A 15,796-nucleotide genomic window follows, 5' to 3' on the forward strand; every position below is an offset into this window, starting at 1 on the left:
CGAGAACGACACGTCCGTGAGGCAGGAGGCCTCTGTATTCAGACAAGAGCATATCTTCCCCCTACAAGGTAGGTTACTGGAGTCTTCTATGTCACAGGAACAATATCTCACACTCAATAAAGCGTCGGGGCCGAATAGCGACGCCCCGGCAACGCCGTTTGTTAAGATCGTCGCGTTGATTGCGACCTTAGGCGGTTTACTCTTTGGCTACGACACCGGGGTGATTTCCGGCGCCCTGCTGTTTATGGGTAAGGAACTGCATCTCACGCCGTTTACCACCGGGCTGGTGACCAGCTCGCTGCTGTTCGGCGCCGCATTCGGCGCACTGCTTTCTGGCCATCTGGCCAGCGCCGCAGGCAGAAAGAAAATCATCCTCTGGCTGGCGGTGATCTTCGCTATCGGCGCGGTGGGAACCGCCCTCGCGCCGGACGTCAACTGGATGATTTTCTTCCGCCTGGTTCTCGGCGTAGCGGTTGGCGGCGCGGCGGCAACGGTGCCGGTTTACATTGCTGAGATGGCGCCCGCCAACAAACGCGGGCAACTGGTCACGCTGCAGGAGCTGATGATCGTCTCAGGCCAACTGCTGGCCTATATTTCTAACGCCACCTTCCATGAGCTTTGGGGCGGTGAAAGTACCTGGCGCTGGATGCTGGCGGTGGCGACGCTACCTGCCGTGCTGCTGTGGTTTGGCATGATGTTTATGCCGGATACCCCGCGCTGGTATGCGATGAAAGGCCGACTGGCGGAAGCGCGCCGGGTGCTGGAGCGTACGCGGCGTAAAGATGATGTCGAATGGGAGCTAATGGAGATTACGGAAACTCTCGACGAGCAGCGCAATCTCGGTAAGCCCAAAATTCGTGAAATCATGACCCCGTGGCTGTTTAAGCTGTTCATGATCGGTATCGGCGTGGCGGTTATTCAGCAGCTGACCGGCGTCAATACCATTATGTACTATGCGCCGACGGTGCTGACCTCGGTCGGTATGACCGATAATGCCGCGCTGTTCGCCACCATTGCCAACGGCGTGGTTTCGGTGCTGATGACCTTTGTCGGCATCTGGATGCTGGGGAAGATAGGCCGTCGCCCGATGACCATGATCGGCCAGTTCGGCTGTACCGCCTGCCTGGTGTTTATCGGCGCGGTGAGCTACCTGCTGCCGGAAACGGTCAATGGTCAGCCGGATGCGCTGCGCGCCTATATGGTACTGGCGGGAATGCTGTTGTTCCTGAGCTTCCAGCAGGGGGCGCTGTCACCGGTGACCTGGCTGCTGTTGTCGGAAATTTTCCCAACCCGGATGCGCGGGATGTTTATGGGTGGGGCGGTGTTCTCAATGTGGATTGCCAACTTCCTGATCTCGCTGTTCTTCCCGATGCTACTGTCGTGGGTCGGCCTCTCCGGAACCTTCTTTATCTTTGCGGCAATCGGCATCTTCGGCGCGATCTTCGTGATCAAATGCGTGCCGGAAACGCGCAACCGCAGCCTTGAGCAGATCGAGCACTATCTGCGTGAGAAGCTGGATACCAGCCCGGCGGGAAAAGCCTACGCGCGTAAATCCTGGGCTTCGTCGCAGGCGGATAAAATCTAAGGCTTCGCAAAAACTCTCCGGCGCATTCTGCGCTGGGGGCGGTTGGTCACCCGGCTTGGGCGTTTACGCCGCAAGCCGGGCGCCCCGCTACAGACCTGTGCTACTTCACTTCTCCCAGCGCGGTCTTATCAACATAAGGTTTCATTAGCGCGTCAGCTTCCTTCTGTGCCGTCTGTACCGCAGCTTCCGGCGTTACTTTGGCATCGTTGACCACCGCCGCCAGCTGGTTCTCCATCGCCTTACGCACGGCGACGGTTTCCCAGGTGGAGTACCACGGATGCGCGTACTTCAGCTGTTCAAGGGCGATCGCCGCCCGTGGATCCTGCTGCAGATATGCTTTCATCTCCGGCGTATCGTAAGAAGCCTTGCGCGGCGAGAAGTAGCCGGTAAAGCGGCTCCACGCGCCGTTCACCTGCGGGCTCACCAGATAAGTCAGGAACTGGTAGGCCGCTTTCTTCTGCGCGTCGTTGATGCCTTTAAAGCTCACAAGGCTGGCTCCGCCGATCGGCACCGCGCGCTGCTCTTTGGCTGGTAGCATGGCGACACCGAGTTCAAAATCTTTACTGTTCTCGCGCATAAAGCCCAGTGCGCCGGTGCTGAGCGTCGCCATTCCGAGCTTGCCGGAGAAGAATGCGGCGCTGATCTGCTTCGAATTCAGTACCCCGGAAGGCATCACTTTGTCTTTGTAGATCAGATCCTGCCAGAAGCGCAGAGCGCCGATAGCGGTCGGCGAGTTGTAATAAACCTCACCCGGATAGTCTTCATTGAAATATTTACCGCCGTTGGCCCGCACAAGCGCCGAGAAGATCCAGCCGCCGTAGTCGTCGTTGGTCGACGGCAGCATGATCCCCCACTGGCCTTTGCTCTCATCGGTCAGCTTTTTGGCATCGGCCAGCAGCTCGGCCCAGGTCTGCGGCGGCTGGGCGATCCCAGCCCGATCGAACAGCGTCTTGTTGTAGTAGAGGATCGGCGTCGAGTTATGGAACGGGATCGCATAGGTGGTGCCCATCACCTGGGCGTTCTTATGCATCGCGGGCCAAAATTCCTTTTGCAGAAAATCGCCGGCCTTTTGATCGCCATATTTAAACAGTTCGTCCATCGGCAGGATCTCACCCTTCAGCGCCAGATCGGTGGTGAAATTAGCGGACATGATCACCAGCGCCGGCGGTTGTCCGGCCTTCTGTGCGGATTCGGCTTTGATCTTGGTGGTGTCATAGTTGCCGGTGAAGATGCCGCGTACTTCGACATCCTGCTGCGAGTCGTTGAACGCTTTAATAACGCGGGTCATCTCCATCGTCAGCTTGCCGTCTACCGGGGCCGGAAACATAAAGTCTATTTTCTCTTTCGCCAGCGCCGCGCCGCTCAGAGCGAGGCTGAGCCCAACCGTCAGGGCGGTGAGGGGTTTAAACATGATTACACTCCATCAGTAAATTATGCTGGGTCTCAGCATGAAAAAGATGCACATCGGCAGGCGAGAAGCCGAGGATCAGCGATTCGCCTTTTTCCGGCACTGCGCCGCGGTGGCGACGGCTGAAGCGCAGGGTGCCGATCGGGGTGCTGACGTGGAGCAGATAATCGGCTCCCATCAGTTCTCGTTGCAGGACGGTGCCCGGCAGGCGCAGATGGCCTTGCTCCACGCGGTCGGTAATATGTTCCGGGCGAATGCCAAGCCAGACGCGGGTCTGGCTGCGGTGGCTCGACGGTAGCGGATGGCGTAGTTCGCCAAGCTGAACGTTACCGTCAACGCAGGGGAGCGATAGCAGATTCATTGCCGGCGAACCGATAAATCCAGCCACGAACAGATTGGCCGGGTTGGCATACAGATGCTCTGGCCGCCCCACCTGCTGCACGTGGCCGCCGTTCATCACCACGATGCGGTCGGCCATCGACATCGCCTCGGTTTGATCGTGGGTGACGTAGACGGTACTGGTTTTTAACTGCTGGTGGAGGTCCATAATGCTGTCGCGGACTTCGCTGCGCAGGCGGGCGTCGAGGTTGGAAAGCGGTTCATCCATTAAGAACAGCCGCGGATTACGTACGATCGCCCGCGCCATCGCTACCCGCTGCCGTTGGCCGCCGGAGAGCTTCGCCGGTTTGCGATCGAGCAGCGCCTCCAGCTGCAGCATCTGCGTGACTTTATCTACCCGCGGCTGCCAGCCGCTTTTCTCTTCCTTGCGTACCTTCATGCCGAAGGTGATGTTGTCGCGCACCGAAAGATGTGGAAACAGAGCATAGTTCTGGAAGATCATCGCAAAATTGCGCTCGCGCGGCGTGGTGTCGGTGATGTTCTCATCATGCAACCAGATTTCGCCTTCGCTGACCTGATCCAGCCCGGCAAGCAGGCGCAGTAGGGTGCTTTTACCGCAGCCGGAGGGGCCGACCAGCACCACAAATTCGCCTTCGTGGATATCAAGCGACAGCGCGCTGAGCGCCGGTTTACCGTCGAAATGTTTACTGATGTTTTGCAGACTGAGCATGGCGGTTAGCGCTCTTCCGTTGGACAACTGATGTTTTCGTCGTACAGCCACGGCCCGGCGTAGTGGGCCAGCGAGTGCTGGTAGCTTACCCACTGCTCGCCGACCTGGCGGTGCATCAGGCACGAAGCCGGCGAGAGATCGTAATACGGACGAGTGTCTTCGTGGCAGTACGGTACCTGATGGACGGTGCCGGGGAGGGTGGAGATCAGCGCCTGGCGATACTGGGTCATGGTCAGGCTATGGTTATGGCCGCAGAAGATGCGCGTCAGCGACGGGAAACGCTCCACTAGCGCCAGCAGACGGTGGCCGTTTTCGCAGGCAATCGGGTCCATCTGCGCGTTGCCCAGCGGCAGCGGCGGGTGGTGCATAAATATCGTTGCCGGTTTGTCGCCGCCGTCGAACAGCTGCGCTTCCAGCCAGCTAATGGTCTCGTCGGTCAGCCAGCCTTTTGAAGTGCCGGCGCGGCTGGAATCGATAAACAGCAGGCGGGTAGCGAAGCCGTCAGCCGCATAGCGCATATTATTGGCATCGTTGCCGAGCTGCGGGCACAGCGGCTGCAGGTACTCCAGAAACAGCGCTTTATCATCGTGGTTGCCGGGGATGAGATACAGCGGATAGTTCAGGCTGCCGAGGATCTGGCGGGCGACCTGATACTCCTCCGGACGGCCGCAGTTGACGATATCGCCGCTCACCACCACCGCATCCGGGCGTTCGCGCAGCGCGTTAAGTTGAGAAACCACATCAGCGTTGGCGGCGTTGACGTCGATAAAACCGTACAGCTTTTCGCCGCGGCTGCGGAAATGGGTATCGGAAATGTGCGCTAACAGCATGAATAACTCCTTATTTGATCCCGGAGAAGCCGAAGCTTCGCAGGAACTGTTTCTGGAAAAGGATGAACGCCAGCATCAGCGGCAGGCAGACCATCAGCGTCCCGGCGCCGATGGTGCCCCACTGGCCGCCGGATTCAGCGCCCATGGCGAAAGAGACCAGCCCGACCGTCAGCACCTGCTTATCAGGATCGTTAAGCATCATCAGCGGCCACAGGTACTCGTTCCAGTGGTAGGTAATGCTGACGGTGGCGAAGGCCAGCACCGACGGCCAGGACATCGGCAGCAGTACGCGGAATAGCACCTGCCACCAGCGGCAGCCCTCCATCAGCGCTGCCTCTTCCAGCTCTTTCGGGATGGCGAGGAACGCCTGGCGCATCAGAAACACGCCGAACGCTGAGGTGAAGTAGGGCATCATCACGCCGGTCAGGGTGTTGAGCAGGCCGAAGGTTTTCAGGGTCAGCATGTTCGGCACCATCATCACCACCGGCATGATCATCAGCTGGACGAGAAACAGCAGAAATAGCGTTTTCTTACCGCGAAATTCGTGGCAGGCGAAGACGTAGCCGGCGGTGGTGATGGTGAGTAGCTGCACGAAGAAAGTGCCGAAGGTAAAAATAAGGGTGTTGGCGTACAGGCTCAGCCAGTCGGCGCTGTCCCAGGCGTCGCGGAAGTTATCGAGAGTCAGCGGCAGGCGCGGCAGCAATGAGGCCATATCTTCGCCGAAGGTGGTGGCGCTGAACGAGGTCGCCAGCATCCAGATAAACGGGCTCACCCATAGCAGCGCCAGGCAGCACATGATGACCGTCAGGGTAAAGGGCTGCGAGCGACGCAGGCGCAACCACAGCGGACGCGCAGCGGCGGGCGAGCGGACCATCAGCGGTGAGATTTCAGCGCTCATAGTGGGCTCCTTTTTCCAGCAATTTCAGGTTAATCAGCGAGAAGGCAAACAGCCCGGCCAGCGTCAGGAAGGTGGCGGCGGAGGCTTTGCCGAGGTCGTGGGTATCCCACGCGAGATTCTGGATGTAATAGAGCAGCACGGTCGTGGCGTTATCCGGCCCGCCGCGCGTCATCACCGCGACGTGATCAATCTGGGTAATGGAGTAAATCAGCGCGGTGGTGATTACAAAGCTCAGCGTCGGGCGCAGCAGCGGCAGCGTCACTTTAAAAAATACCTGGGTGCGGGTGGCCCCTTCCATCAGCGCCGCTTCCCGCGTCGAGGCCGGAATGCTCTGCAATCCGGCGAGGAAAAACAGCATGTAATAACCGGCGAACTTCCATACGCCAATCAGCGCCAGCGCCAGCAGCGCGCTGTTGCTGCGCCCCAGCCAGTTGTTGTTCAGCGGGCCAAATAGCTTCGCCAGATAGTGATCGAGCAGGCCGAGGCCGGGCATAAAGATAAACAGCCACAGCGCGGCGGCGCTAACCATCGGGATAATCATCGGGAAGAAAAAGGCGGTGCGCAGCCAGCGGTTGACGCGGTGATTCTCGCTCAGCGCCACCGCCAGCAGCAGAGCAAGCGTCACGCCAGGTACCACCGTCAGCAGGATATAGAGCAGGTTATTGACCAGCGATTGCCAGAACACGCCGTCGGCAAACAGGCGGGTGAAGTTATCCAGTCCGACGTACTGCGCGCCATCGCTGGCCATGCGGGTATCAAACAGGCTGTCATAGACCGAACGGCCAAGCGGAAACCAGGTAAACAGCAGTAAAAACAATAGAGAAGGCGACAGTATCAGCCAAGGGAGCCAGCGCTTATTCATGGTGACGGGCGTCTCGTTCAGGCGTTTATGGAAGCCCGGATTGTGGGAAGCGATGACTACAGAGGAATGGCGGGGAGATGACGGTTTGATGAAGCAAGGAGAAAAGCGCCGGGCGAACGGGACGCCCGGCGATAAATACCAATCAGAAGTCGGCTTTTAATACCGCGCGATAGCGGGCTTTGCCTTCGCGCACGTGCTTCAGGGCTTCGTTAATTTGCGACATCGGGAACAGTTCGGTGGTTGGCGCCACTTTGCTACGCCCGGCGAATTTCATCAGCTTGCGCAGTTCGGACGGATTACCGGTCGCCGAGCCGGAGATGCTGCGGTCGCCGCCGATCAGAGTAAAGGCCGGAACCGGGAAAGGTTTCATCACCGCGCCGACGGTGTGGAAGTTGCCGCCGTAGGCCAGCGCCTGGAAGTACGGCTGCCAGTCGAGATCCACCGCCACGGTGTTGATGATCAGATCGAACTGACCGGCCAGCGCGGTTAGCGCCTGCGGATCGCGGCTGTTCACTACGCGGTCGGCCCCCATTGCCAGCACTTCCTGCTCTTTAGCCGGGTTGGAACTGAAAGCGGTCACTTCCGCCCCCATCGCCCGCAGCAGTTTAATGGCGATATGGCCGAGGCCGCCGATACCAATCACGCCGACGCGGCTGGTGGCGGTCACGTGGTGGGTCAGCAGCGGTTTGAAGACGGTGATGCCGCCGCACAGCATCGGGCCGGCGGAAGCCAGATCGATGCTCTCCGGCAGCGGGATCACCCATTGCCAGTCGGCGCGCAGCTTATCGGCGAAGCCGCCGCGGTTCATAATGGTCGGTACCGAGCCTTCCAGGCAGTTGATCTGATTGCCGCTGATACAGGCGTCGCAGTGGCCGCAGCTGCGCGCTGTCCAGCCGATCCCGACCTTCTGACCAATCTTCAGCCCTTTATCCTGCGCCGCGCTGCCCAGCGCCGCCACCCGGCCAATCACCTCGTGACCGGCGACCAGCGGGTAGCTCGACATGCCCCATTCGTTGTCGATCATCGACAGGTCCGAATGGCAAATCCCGCAGTACTCCACTTCGACTTCGACATCTTCCGGCAGCAGTTCGCCGGCATCGTACTCCCACAGCGACAGATCGGCGCCCGCTTCTTTGGCGGCGTAACTTTTAATGATGCTCATGTTTGTTTCCTTGGGGTTGGCGTAGTAACGAAGAAAGTGTAGAGCATGGCAACAGGCGTCGCTTGGCATTAGGAGGGGTGGATAAGCGGGCGGACCAGCCGCCCGGGAGACGGTCAGCGGCTGGCAAGCGGCCACTGATTGAGGCGGATGCCGCGCTGCGGCGCGCTCTCGGCAAAATCATCCAGCACCGCCTGCACATCCGGGTCAAGATAGCCGACGTTATCGTGCTCGACGATCACCACGCTCTTTTCCGGAATTTTCGCCAGCAGCGCCAGCAGATGTGGATTGTGTAAAAAGGTCAGGTTCTGCTGGATGCGCAGCACGTAGTGGTCGTCGTAGCGCGCCAGCTGTAGTGAATGGCGATGGCTACGCCAGATGCTGAACGCCACCTGGGTGGCGAGACCAATCCCGATCCCCGCCAGCATGCCGAAGCCGATAATCCCACCAATGGTGGCAAGGAAGGGGACGTACTGTGCGGCGCCCTGGCGGAACTGTTCAATGAACAGCCGCGGCGTCGCCAACTTATAGCCGGTATACAACAGCACGGCGGCGAGGCTGGCAAGCGGGATTAACGTCAGCAGGCCGCTAAACCACAGTCCGCAGATCAGTAGCAGCACGCCGTGGATAAAGATCGACAGTTTGCTCTGTGCGCCGTTGCTGACGTTGACCGAGCTGCGGACGATGACTGCGGTGATCGGCATCGCCCCGAGTATGCCGGAGAGCAGGTTGCCGACGCCCTGGGCGACCATTTCGCGGTTCGGCGAAGGCGGCGGATTTTGCGGACGCAGTTTTTTCAGCGCCTCCTGGCTGAGCAAGGTTTCAAGGCTGGCGACCAGCGCGAGGGTCAACGCCACTACCCACACCGACGGATTACGCCACGCGCTCCACGCAGGAGATTCCAGCTCGCCCAGCAGATCGCCGAGGCTACCGAACTCCGGCAGGGTAATGCGCGGCAGAGCGGCAAGCTGCTGCGGCGCGGCCTGGGTCATTAATACGGTGGTGGCACAACCGAGTAGGACAGCGATCAGCGGGCCGGGGATCCAGCGCAGGCTCTTCACCCGGCGGATAGGCGGCGAACCCCACAGCCATAGCACCAGCAGGCCGCCCAGGGCGACGGCGATAGCACTGAGGGAGAAGGTGGCGTTACCCTGCACGATATCGGCGAGCCCGGTCTCTTCTGCGCTGCCAAGCGCGACGGGGATCTGCTGCATAATCAGCAGGATGCCGATCGCCGCCAGCATACCTTTGATGACGCTGGCGGGAACCAGCGAGATAAAACGCCCGGCCCGCAGAATGCCGAACAGCAGCTGCAGGACGCCGGCCAGCACCAGCGCCGTCAAGAAGACGGAGAAGGAACCCAGGGATTCAATGGCGGCGACGACGATGGTGACCAGTCCGGCGGCGGGGCCGCTGACGGCGAAGCGGGAGGGGCTGAGGGCGGTGACGACCAGGCCGCCGATGATACCGGTTAGCAGACCGACAAAGGGCGGTAAGCCGCTGGCCTGGGCGATGCCGAGGCACAGCGGCAGGGCGACAAGGAAGACGACAATGCCTGCGAGAGAGTCCTGACGAAGAGTATTCATGGGGCATGCTCCTGAGGTGAGAGGTGTTCGACGAGAGTGGTCAGATGGCCGGATGCCAGATCGTAGACGCAGCCGTGCAGGCTGAGCGGCCGTCCGCTGGCGAGCAGCGTCTGCACGGGGTCACAGTCAAGCAGGCGGCTGAACTGGGCGCGAACGTTGGCCTCCACCAGGGCATTGAGCGCCGCGGTCGCGTCGGCGTCAGTGTCAGTGTGCGTCAGAGCAGCGATATCACTCTGCAGGGTATCGCGCAGCGAGCCGATGCGGCGGGCCAGCGCCGAGGACTCGTGGGCCAGCGGCATCTCCGGCAACGAGAGCGCCGCCTGCACGCCGCCGCAGCCGTAGTGGCCGCAGAGCACCACCCGTTCGACCTCAAGGTAGTGGAGGGCATATTGCAATACGCTCATAAAGTTGTCGTCGGCGGGGTCAATCATGTTAGCGATATTGCGGTGGACGAAGAGTTCGCCGGGATGGCTGCCGGTGAGCACTTCGGCGGGAACGCGGCTATCGGAGCAGCCAATCCACAGCGAGTGTGGCCGCTGCCCGGCTACCAGTTTTTCAAAATATTCCGGGTCATGCTGGCACTTCTGCAGCGCCCAGCTGCGGTTACGCGCCAGTAAAGGTTTTAAGGTAGTCACAGTCTTTCTCCTGAGTAAATTCACCGAGTGAAGATGTCCATCGAGACTCGTACAGCGACTAGTAAAAATAGTATTTACCGGAACTTTCACGCCTGAGGAAATTCCTGGAATAAAGAGCGAAAACAAAACTTTTCATTAATGTAAAGTTATAAAAATATTGACGTAATTAATAAATCCTTAAGGATTGCGGTAATAAGAAAAAGCGATGGGGTAGTTTTTTCTGGAATATATAAATCAACTACATTAATTATTCTGGAATCTTATATTGAGTGTTTGAGGAAGCGTAAATGCTTATGGTTGGCGGCGATAAAACGTTGGCGCGATGAGAGTGTAATGTGAGATGGATTTGAGAAAAAATTGGCGCGGAATTGGTGATGTGTTGGTCGTAGGGGCAGGGAAGTTAAGGTCAGGAAGCTGGTTTGCTGCGCATTGATGGGTAAAAAATGTGACGCCACACCGCTCGTTTGTAGGATTACGCTGTTTTTTTCAACACTTAGCACGACTGATGCACGCTGTTGCTTGCATGGCGGCCAGCGGCAGGTATAATCCAAAACGTTTTCCGTATCCCTTCAGTGCCGAAGTGGCGAAATCGGTAGACGCAGTTGATTCAAAATCAACCGTAGAAATACGTGCCGGTTCGAGTCCGGCCTTCGGCACCATCGGAACATCAATAGACGTCAACGGACGTCTTTTTTTGTGCCTGAAATCCAGTATCCGCAAGGCTTTCCTCGCTTTTGCACTCAACCTAAGTCAACCTGATTCAATCTATATCAACTTACTGATGCGGGTACAACTGCGGGTATATCGCGGTTCGATAATGTTTGTACCCACACAGAACCCTTGAAAGGATACTCATCATGGCTCTGAGTGATGTGAAGGTTCGTTCGGCTAAGCCTGAAGCAAAAGCCTATAAGCTTACTGATGGTGAAGGCATGGTTTTGCTGGTTCACCCTAACGGTTCCAAATACTGGCGGCTTCGTTATCGCTTTGGTGGTAAAGAGAAGATGCTGGCGCTTGGTAAATACCCTGAGGTTTCGCTGGCGGATGCCCGGGCACGCAGGGATGAGGCCCGTAAGCTATTAGCTAATGACGTCGATCCCGGTGAGAACAAGAAAGCCGTTAAGGTAGAGCAGGAGCAAGAGGCTATAACGTTTGAAGTGGTTGCAAGAGACTGGCATGCCAGTAATCAGAAGTGGTCGGCATCGCATAGTGCTCGTGTATTGAAAAGCCTGGAAGATAATCTCTTTGCTGCTATTGGTAAGCGGAACATTGCTGAATTGAAGACGCGAGATCTGCTCGTACCTATCAAAGCAGTTGAGTTATCAGGACGGCTTGAAGTCGCAGCCCGTTTACAACAGCGTACTACCGCGATTATGCGGTTTGCCGTTCAGAGCGGCTTAATCGACTACAACCCTGCGCAAGAGATTGCCGGTGCGGTTGCTACGGCGAAAAGACAGCATCGTGCTGCTCTCGAACTTAATCGCATTCCTGAATTGCTTCACCGCATTGATCACTATTCTGGCAGAACCTTAACTCGATTAGCTGTTGAACTCACTTTGTTGGTCTTCATTCGTTCGAGTGAACTGCGTTTTGCTCGCTGGTCAGAAGTGGATTTTGAAACGGCTATGTGGACGATTCCTGGTGAGCGTGAACCGCTGGAAGGTGTTAAGCATTCTCAACGTGGTTCGAAGATGAGGACTCCTCATCTTGTTCCCTTGTCGCGTCAGGCCTTAGCTATTTTGGAAAAGATCAAAAGCATGAATGGAAACCGAGAGCTGATTTTCGTGGGCGATCACGATCCGCGTAAGCCGATGAGTGAGAACACGGTTAACAAGGCCTTGCGTGTGATGGGCTACGATACGAAGGTTGAGGTTTGTGGGCATGGTTTCAGGACGATGGCATGTAGCTCGTTGATAGAATCGGGATTGTGGTCGAGGGATGCGGTTGAACGGCAGATGAGCCATATGGAGCGTAACTCTGTGCGTGCGGCTTATATTCATAAGGCCGAGCATCTGGATGAGCGCAGACTGATGCTGCAGTGGTGGGCTGATTTTCTTGATGCGAATCGTGAGAAGGCGGTGAGTCCGTTTGATTTTGCCAAATTAAGCATGGAATGATTAGATATATTTAAGGTATGTGTCTGACATACTTTTTTTTCTTTAACATGGCTTCTGATGCGGTGTTTGTTTTTGTAATGAAATCTGTTGTTCAATGCCAAAAACTCATATTGTAAGCTTGGTTCAAGTGATAGGTAGTTTTACACTGTTTCATCAGAAAGCAGCATCTGAGATTTAGCCATTCATTCAGATGGAAACGTTCTTACTGTTACATTAAAGGCAGGAGCCATGACTAGTCGCCCACAGATGATTATTAATGTTCTTCAGGCTAATCCTGATGAGCAATTTACAGCCCGTCAGCTTGCCCAAAAAATCATTGATCACTATGGCGCAGAGCTTGCTGTAAAGCGTCAAAATCCTCGATTCGCCAGTGATGAAGATTTCTTGAGTCAAATAGCTGCTGAAGTCGGTGGGAGCAGAACCGTTCAGGCAAAAGCGATGTGTCCTCAGGTTATGACGCGTGACAAACCTCGGCCCAGACTTTATTACTGGGGTAAGGAAATCGATAATGGCGTGCAACAAAAGTCATCTTTTGATATTGCTCCGACTCCGTCTGCTGAGACGGTAGCTTTTTCTGAGCATGCTCTTTACCCGCTTTTGATTGAGTACCTTTCTGAAGAAGAAGAATTGCTTTGCCGTCGTATCGATGAAAAGCGTTCAAGCAACAACAAAGGTCTTGGGGCAAACCATTGGCTTTATCCGGATATTGTTGCTTTGCAGCCTCTCGATAAAGGTTGGGATAGCGTTGTGCAAAACTGCGTACGGTATAGCGAAGGGCGTTTAACCCGTCTGTGGTCTTTTGAGGTAAAACGTCAGCTTAACCGTAGCAATGTTCGAGAATGTTTCTTCCAGGCAGTGAGCAATTCAAGCTGGGCCCATTTTGGTTATCTTGTCGCGACCGAAATAAATGAAGATAAGCAGCGTGGTGTAGAAAGAGAGCTGCAGATGTTGTGTGCATTGCATGGTATTGGCGTGATCCTTCTTAATCCGCAAGATCCCGGTAATAGCCAAACGCTGATTCCTGCACGAGAGCGAACAAGTATTGATTGGCAATCCGTCAACCGCTTGGTGGTAGAAAACAAGGATTTTAAAGAGTTTATCGATCTGGTTTCCGATTATCACCAGACAGGAAAAATACACAAAGCTCTCTGGAATAAATAATCTACTCTAATGCTACTTAATAAAATATTAGAGTAGATTAAAAATATAGATTAATGAACAGTGAGCTATTTAGAATTAGTGATATTTAAAAACTCTGTCTGCAAATCGATGGAGTAGTGAATATAATAAAAGTGAGAAAATTCAGTAAACCACTTCAATGTAGATCTAAATTGTATTGGCTAAGATTTTACCTGACACAGCTATGGCACAGATCAAAACCTAATCTGACAAGAAGCTCTGTGCCAGAAGCGGACTCTGTTAACGAAAAGAGCTTGAGGCGGTCGAAGTCAGTATAGGTGCAACCAATGTAGTAAATGAGGGTTGAAAAAATGAGAAGCAAAAGCTATTTTCGTCTATGTAAGATATATCTCCTAGGTAGCTTAAGATTCCTCGATGGAAGCATGGTAGTATGGTTTTGATAATTAGAACAGCGAGCACATTAGGCACTCTATTCTAATGATTTTATTAGGGAACAATGACAATGCTTAAAACTTGGAATGATTTAGAAACTTATACCCAATATGTCTACTCGACTTTGCTTAACCCACGAGATAATGGAGTGGAAGTTAGTCGTAACGTTGTCCTTAAGGGATTAAAAGGTGAATATCAAATTGATGTATTTTACCAATTTGAACATGCAGGCTTTATACATCGTGTAGCGATAGAGTGTAAATATCACAATCGCCCACTTGATCGCGATACTATTATGCCATTTTGCAACAAAATTACAGATATTGGGAATATTATCGGGGTTATAGTCAGTAAGTCTGGTTACCAAAGTGGCGCAAAAGAATACGCAGAAAAACATGGCATTACTTTACTGACAACTGAAGATTTACCAAAATTTAACATATTGGTTGCCGATTACTTGATAAATTCAATTTTACCTACAAAAGACTGGATCGGTGAGCCTTTTTGGATTTTGATGGAAAGAGAGGAAGATAATGTATCAGGTTCATACTACAAGTTTACACAAAAACACAACGGAAGAGATGTAATACCCTTATTCTTTTCAAAGCGTGAAGCAATTGACTTTCTAAATGAATCTGAGCAGTCACTGCATTTTGCAATAAGAGGTGTTCCACAACATTATTTGAAGCGTTTGGTCGCAATAACAGAGCAGTTAAAACCTTTATTCTTCTTAATGCTTCCTGCTTTAAATGAAGAACAAGCCAAAGGTTTATTAATTGAACCAACTGAATTAATGAAAAGATACCTACTATCAGAAATATCAACTGAGGAATATCAAGAGTTTTACGTTAAAAGGAAGTCGCGTTACAAGAATGAGCTTACTCTTTTAAAAATATTAAAAGCAATGAAAGGTAAAATTGGTGAAGAATTGGCCGACAAAATTTTAAAAAATAAAAAAAGGTAATTGCGGAGTCGTGATCACGGGAACCGTTCAACCTGATGTGCTGGCGTAGAAGGTAAAGTGGAGGGCCATTTGCTGAAAAAAAGATTAAGATTTCGATGTAAAGCAAACGGTCCGCTGTGTGCCAGAAGCAGACATTGCTGCCTCCGGATAATCTAAAAACCAGCCATAAATTAATAGGCTTCTAATGAAAATGTTCAAACCCATAGTGGTCTAGAATTTTGTTTAATAGATGTATGATCTCTATTCTAAATGCATTCATCTTTCCTATAATGACACTATTACTAATGATTAACCACTCATTCTGCTGTGTGATAGCGCCTGTACGTACCTCCTGCGTAGTATAATCCCTTAGATTTTGAATTTTTTTCTTCAATTGTTGATATTCAAGAGGTAATTTTCTTTTATCGGGTATACGAACTTGATTTTGTACATGCCCGTCTCGGTTTACAAGATTTCCTGTAGTTAATGCTTGTTGAATACTCTCAAGTGCCTGCAAAAAGTTGTCTATATTGTTTTCACAATAGAATTCAGTATGAAAGGCAGGTCGATCAAAAGCAGAATGAAGCATTTCACAGAACAATTCTTCAGAGCTATATTCACTGCGAAACTTAACAATATCGTGATAATATTTTGCTTCTATTTTAGGGTTTTCACTTAACCATTCACTATATTCATCCCAGAACCAGATATTTACTTCAAAAGTATTAACTTTAGAGTCATTTATGGAGTCAATATGATTCTGAAGTGATTTATCCCTCAACCCCGTAATTGCTATAATATAACGATCAGCAATTTTCCCTGAATTAATGAATTCTTTTATTTCATCATCGATTTCTTGAATTGTTAGAGAGCTAGCTGGTGTTTCCTTTGAAGCTACAGTTTTCCACACCCTTTTTTTACACTGAACCACAACTCTCTGACCATTATGATTATTATCACGGCCAGATATATCAATTCCTCCCTGAGCCTGCCCAGCTCTTCCATGCCGCTGTGTGCCTGGATCGTCCCATAGCGCGCGGCACAATTCGCATGTCAGTCTTTCAAAGTCCTGCCAGTAGGCGGGGAGCGGATAATCCATCATTATATCTCTTGCCATCATTGTCTCCCAATC

Annotated in this window: 13 protein-coding genes and 1 tRNA gene; 5 read left to right on the forward strand and 9 right to left on the reverse strand. The window is 53.4% G+C overall.

Annotated elements, in window-relative coordinates:
• The first annotated feature begins 88 nt into the window (after nt 1-88).
• Complete coding sequence (locus PGR79_RS20130) at nt 89-1,585, forward strand: sugar porter family MFS transporter (protein ID WP_015368530.1); 1,497 nt, start codon at nt 89-91, stop codon at nt 1,583-1,585.
• A gap of 100 nt (nt 1,586-1,685) precedes the next feature.
• Here the strand turns inward: PGR79_RS20130 and PGR79_RS20135 are convergent, their stop codons facing one another.
• From PGR79_RS20135 to PGR79_RS20170, 8 genes are all read right to left on the reverse strand, one after another.
• Nucleotides 1,686-2,996: an ABC transporter substrate-binding protein gene (locus tag PGR79_RS20135; RefSeq protein ID WP_430922370.1), complete on the reverse strand. Its 1,311-nt coding sequence runs from the start codon at nt 2,994-2,996 to the stop codon at nt 1,686-1,688.
• Entirely contained in the window at nt 2,989-4,062 is a 1,074-nt protein-coding gene (locus PGR79_RS20140) for an ABC transporter ATP-binding protein (RefSeq protein ID WP_430922372.1), read from the reverse strand. The genes PGR79_RS20135 and PGR79_RS20140 overlap by 8 nt, the downstream gene beginning before the upstream one ends.
• Nucleotides 4,063-4,067: 5 nt before the next feature.
• Complete coding sequence (locus PGR79_RS20145) at nt 4,068-4,892, reverse strand: phosphodiesterase (RefSeq protein ID WP_430922374.1); 825 nt, start codon at nt 4,890-4,892, stop codon at nt 4,068-4,070.
• Between the two features lie 10 nt (nt 4,893-4,902).
• Nucleotides 4,903-5,790: a carbohydrate ABC transporter permease gene (locus PGR79_RS20150; RefSeq protein WP_046654732.1), complete on the reverse strand. Its 888-nt coding sequence runs from the start codon at nt 5,788-5,790 to the stop codon at nt 4,903-4,905.
• A complete protein-coding gene (locus tag PGR79_RS20155) occupies nt 5,780-6,652 on the reverse strand; it encodes a carbohydrate ABC transporter permease (RefSeq protein ID WP_113374809.1) in 873 nt (290 codons plus the stop codon). Before PGR79_RS20155 ends, PGR79_RS20150 begins: the two co-directional genes overlap by 11 nt.
• Before the next feature lie 142 nt (nt 6,653-6,794).
• Nucleotides 6,795-7,814 (reverse strand): NADPH-dependent aldehyde reductase Ahr, encoded by a 1,020-nt coding sequence (gene ahr / locus PGR79_RS20160; protein ID WP_032709732.1) that lies wholly within the window; start codon nt 7,812-7,814, stop codon nt 6,795-6,797.
• Nucleotides 7,815-7,927: 113 nt separating this feature from the next.
• Nucleotides 7,928-9,397, reverse strand: a complete 1,470-nt coding sequence (locus tag PGR79_RS20165) for a SulP family inorganic anion transporter (RefSeq protein ID WP_430922376.1) — start codon at nt 9,395-9,397, stop codon at nt 7,928-7,930.
• Nucleotides 9,394-10,032 carry a carbonic anhydrase gene (locus PGR79_RS20170; protein WP_430922378.1) on the reverse strand — a complete coding sequence of 213 codons (639 nt, stop codon included), beginning with the start codon at nt 10,030-10,032 and terminating at the stop codon, nt 9,394-9,396. Before PGR79_RS20170 ends, PGR79_RS20165 begins: the two co-directional genes overlap by 4 nt.
• A 574-nt stretch (nt 10,033-10,606) precedes the next feature.
• Here PGR79_RS20170 and PGR79_RS20175 point away from each other — a divergent pair.
• The 4 genes from PGR79_RS20175 to PGR79_RS20190 all read left to right on the forward strand — a co-directional run bounded on the left by PGR79_RS20175 (nt 10,607) and on the right by PGR79_RS20190 (nt 14,685).
• A tRNA-Leu gene (locus PGR79_RS20175) sits at nt 10,607-10,691 on the forward strand.
• Between the two features lie 198 nt (nt 10,692-10,889).
• Nucleotides 10,890-12,149: a tyrosine-type recombinase/integrase gene (locus PGR79_RS20180; protein ID WP_430922380.1), complete on the forward strand. Its 1,260-nt coding sequence runs from the start codon at nt 10,890-10,892 to the stop codon at nt 12,147-12,149.
• Nucleotides 12,150-12,377: 228 nt separating this feature from the next.
• Nucleotides 12,378-13,310 (forward strand): COG2958 family protein, encoded by a 933-nt coding sequence (locus tag PGR79_RS20185; RefSeq protein ID WP_430922382.1) that lies wholly within the window; start codon nt 12,378-12,380, stop codon nt 13,308-13,310.
• A 481-nt stretch (nt 13,311-13,791) separates the two neighbouring features.
• Entirely contained in the window at nt 13,792-14,685 is an 894-nt protein-coding gene (locus PGR79_RS20190) for a restriction endonuclease (RefSeq protein ID WP_430922384.1), read from the forward strand.
• Nucleotides 14,686-14,866: 181 nt separating this feature from the next.
• Here PGR79_RS20190 and PGR79_RS20195 read toward each other — a convergent pair whose 3' ends face one another.
• Nucleotides 14,867-15,766, reverse strand: a complete 900-nt coding sequence (locus PGR79_RS20195; RefSeq protein WP_430922386.1) for a restriction endonuclease — start codon at nt 15,764-15,766, stop codon at nt 14,867-14,869.
• Nucleotides 15,767-15,796 lie beyond the last annotated feature (30 nt).

It is taken from the genome of Klebsiella sp. 141161 (assembly GCF_050600815.1).
Classification (GTDB): domain Bacteria; phylum Pseudomonadota; class Gammaproteobacteria; order Enterobacterales; family Enterobacteriaceae; genus Klebsiella; species Klebsiella aerogenes.

Bases quoted from the DNA above. Each gene is read 5' to 3' on its own strand.
- PGR79_RS20190 (WP_430922384.1), top strand. From the start codon at position 13,792: ATGCTTAAAACTTGGAATGATTTAGAAACTTATACCCAATATGTCTAC.
- PGR79_RS20140 (WP_430922372.1), bottom strand. From the start codon at position 4,062: ATGCTCAGTCTGCAAAACATCAGTAAACATTTCGACGGTAAACCGGCG.
- PGR79_RS20135 (WP_430922370.1), bottom strand. From the start codon at position 2,996: ATGTTTAAACCCCTCACCGCCCTGACGGTTGGGCTCAGCCTCGCTCTG.
- PGR79_RS20155 (WP_113374809.1), bottom strand. From the start codon at position 6,652: ATGAATAAGCGCTGGCTCCCTTGGCTGATACTGTCGCCTTCTCTATTG.
- PGR79_RS20185 (WP_430922382.1), top strand. From the start codon at position 12,378: ATGACTAGTCGCCCACAGATGATTATTAATGTTCTTCAGGCTAATCCT.
- PGR79_RS20130 (WP_015368530.1), top strand. From the start codon at position 89: ATGTCACAGGAACAATATCTCACACTCAATAAAGCGTCGGGGCCGAAT.
- PGR79_RS20150 (WP_046654732.1), bottom strand. From the start codon at position 5,790: ATGAGCGCTGAAATCTCACCGCTGATGGTCCGCTCGCCCGCCGCTGCG.
- PGR79_RS20195 (WP_430922386.1), bottom strand. From the start codon at position 15,766: ATGATGGATTATCCGCTCCCCGCCTACTGGCAGGACTTTGAAAGACTG.
- PGR79_RS20145 (WP_430922374.1), bottom strand. From the start codon at position 4,892: ATGCTGTTAGCGCACATTTCCGATACCCATTTCCGCAGCCGCGGCGAA.
- PGR79_RS20180 (WP_430922380.1), top strand. From the start codon at position 10,890: ATGGCTCTGAGTGATGTGAAGGTTCGTTCGGCTAAGCCTGAAGCAAAA.
- ahr (WP_032709732.1), bottom strand. From the start codon at position 7,814: ATGAGCATCATTAAAAGTTACGCCGCCAAAGAAGCGGGCGCCGATCTG.
- PGR79_RS20165 (WP_430922376.1), bottom strand. From the start codon at position 9,397: ATGAATACTCTTCGTCAGGACTCTCTCGCAGGCATTGTCGTCTTCCTT.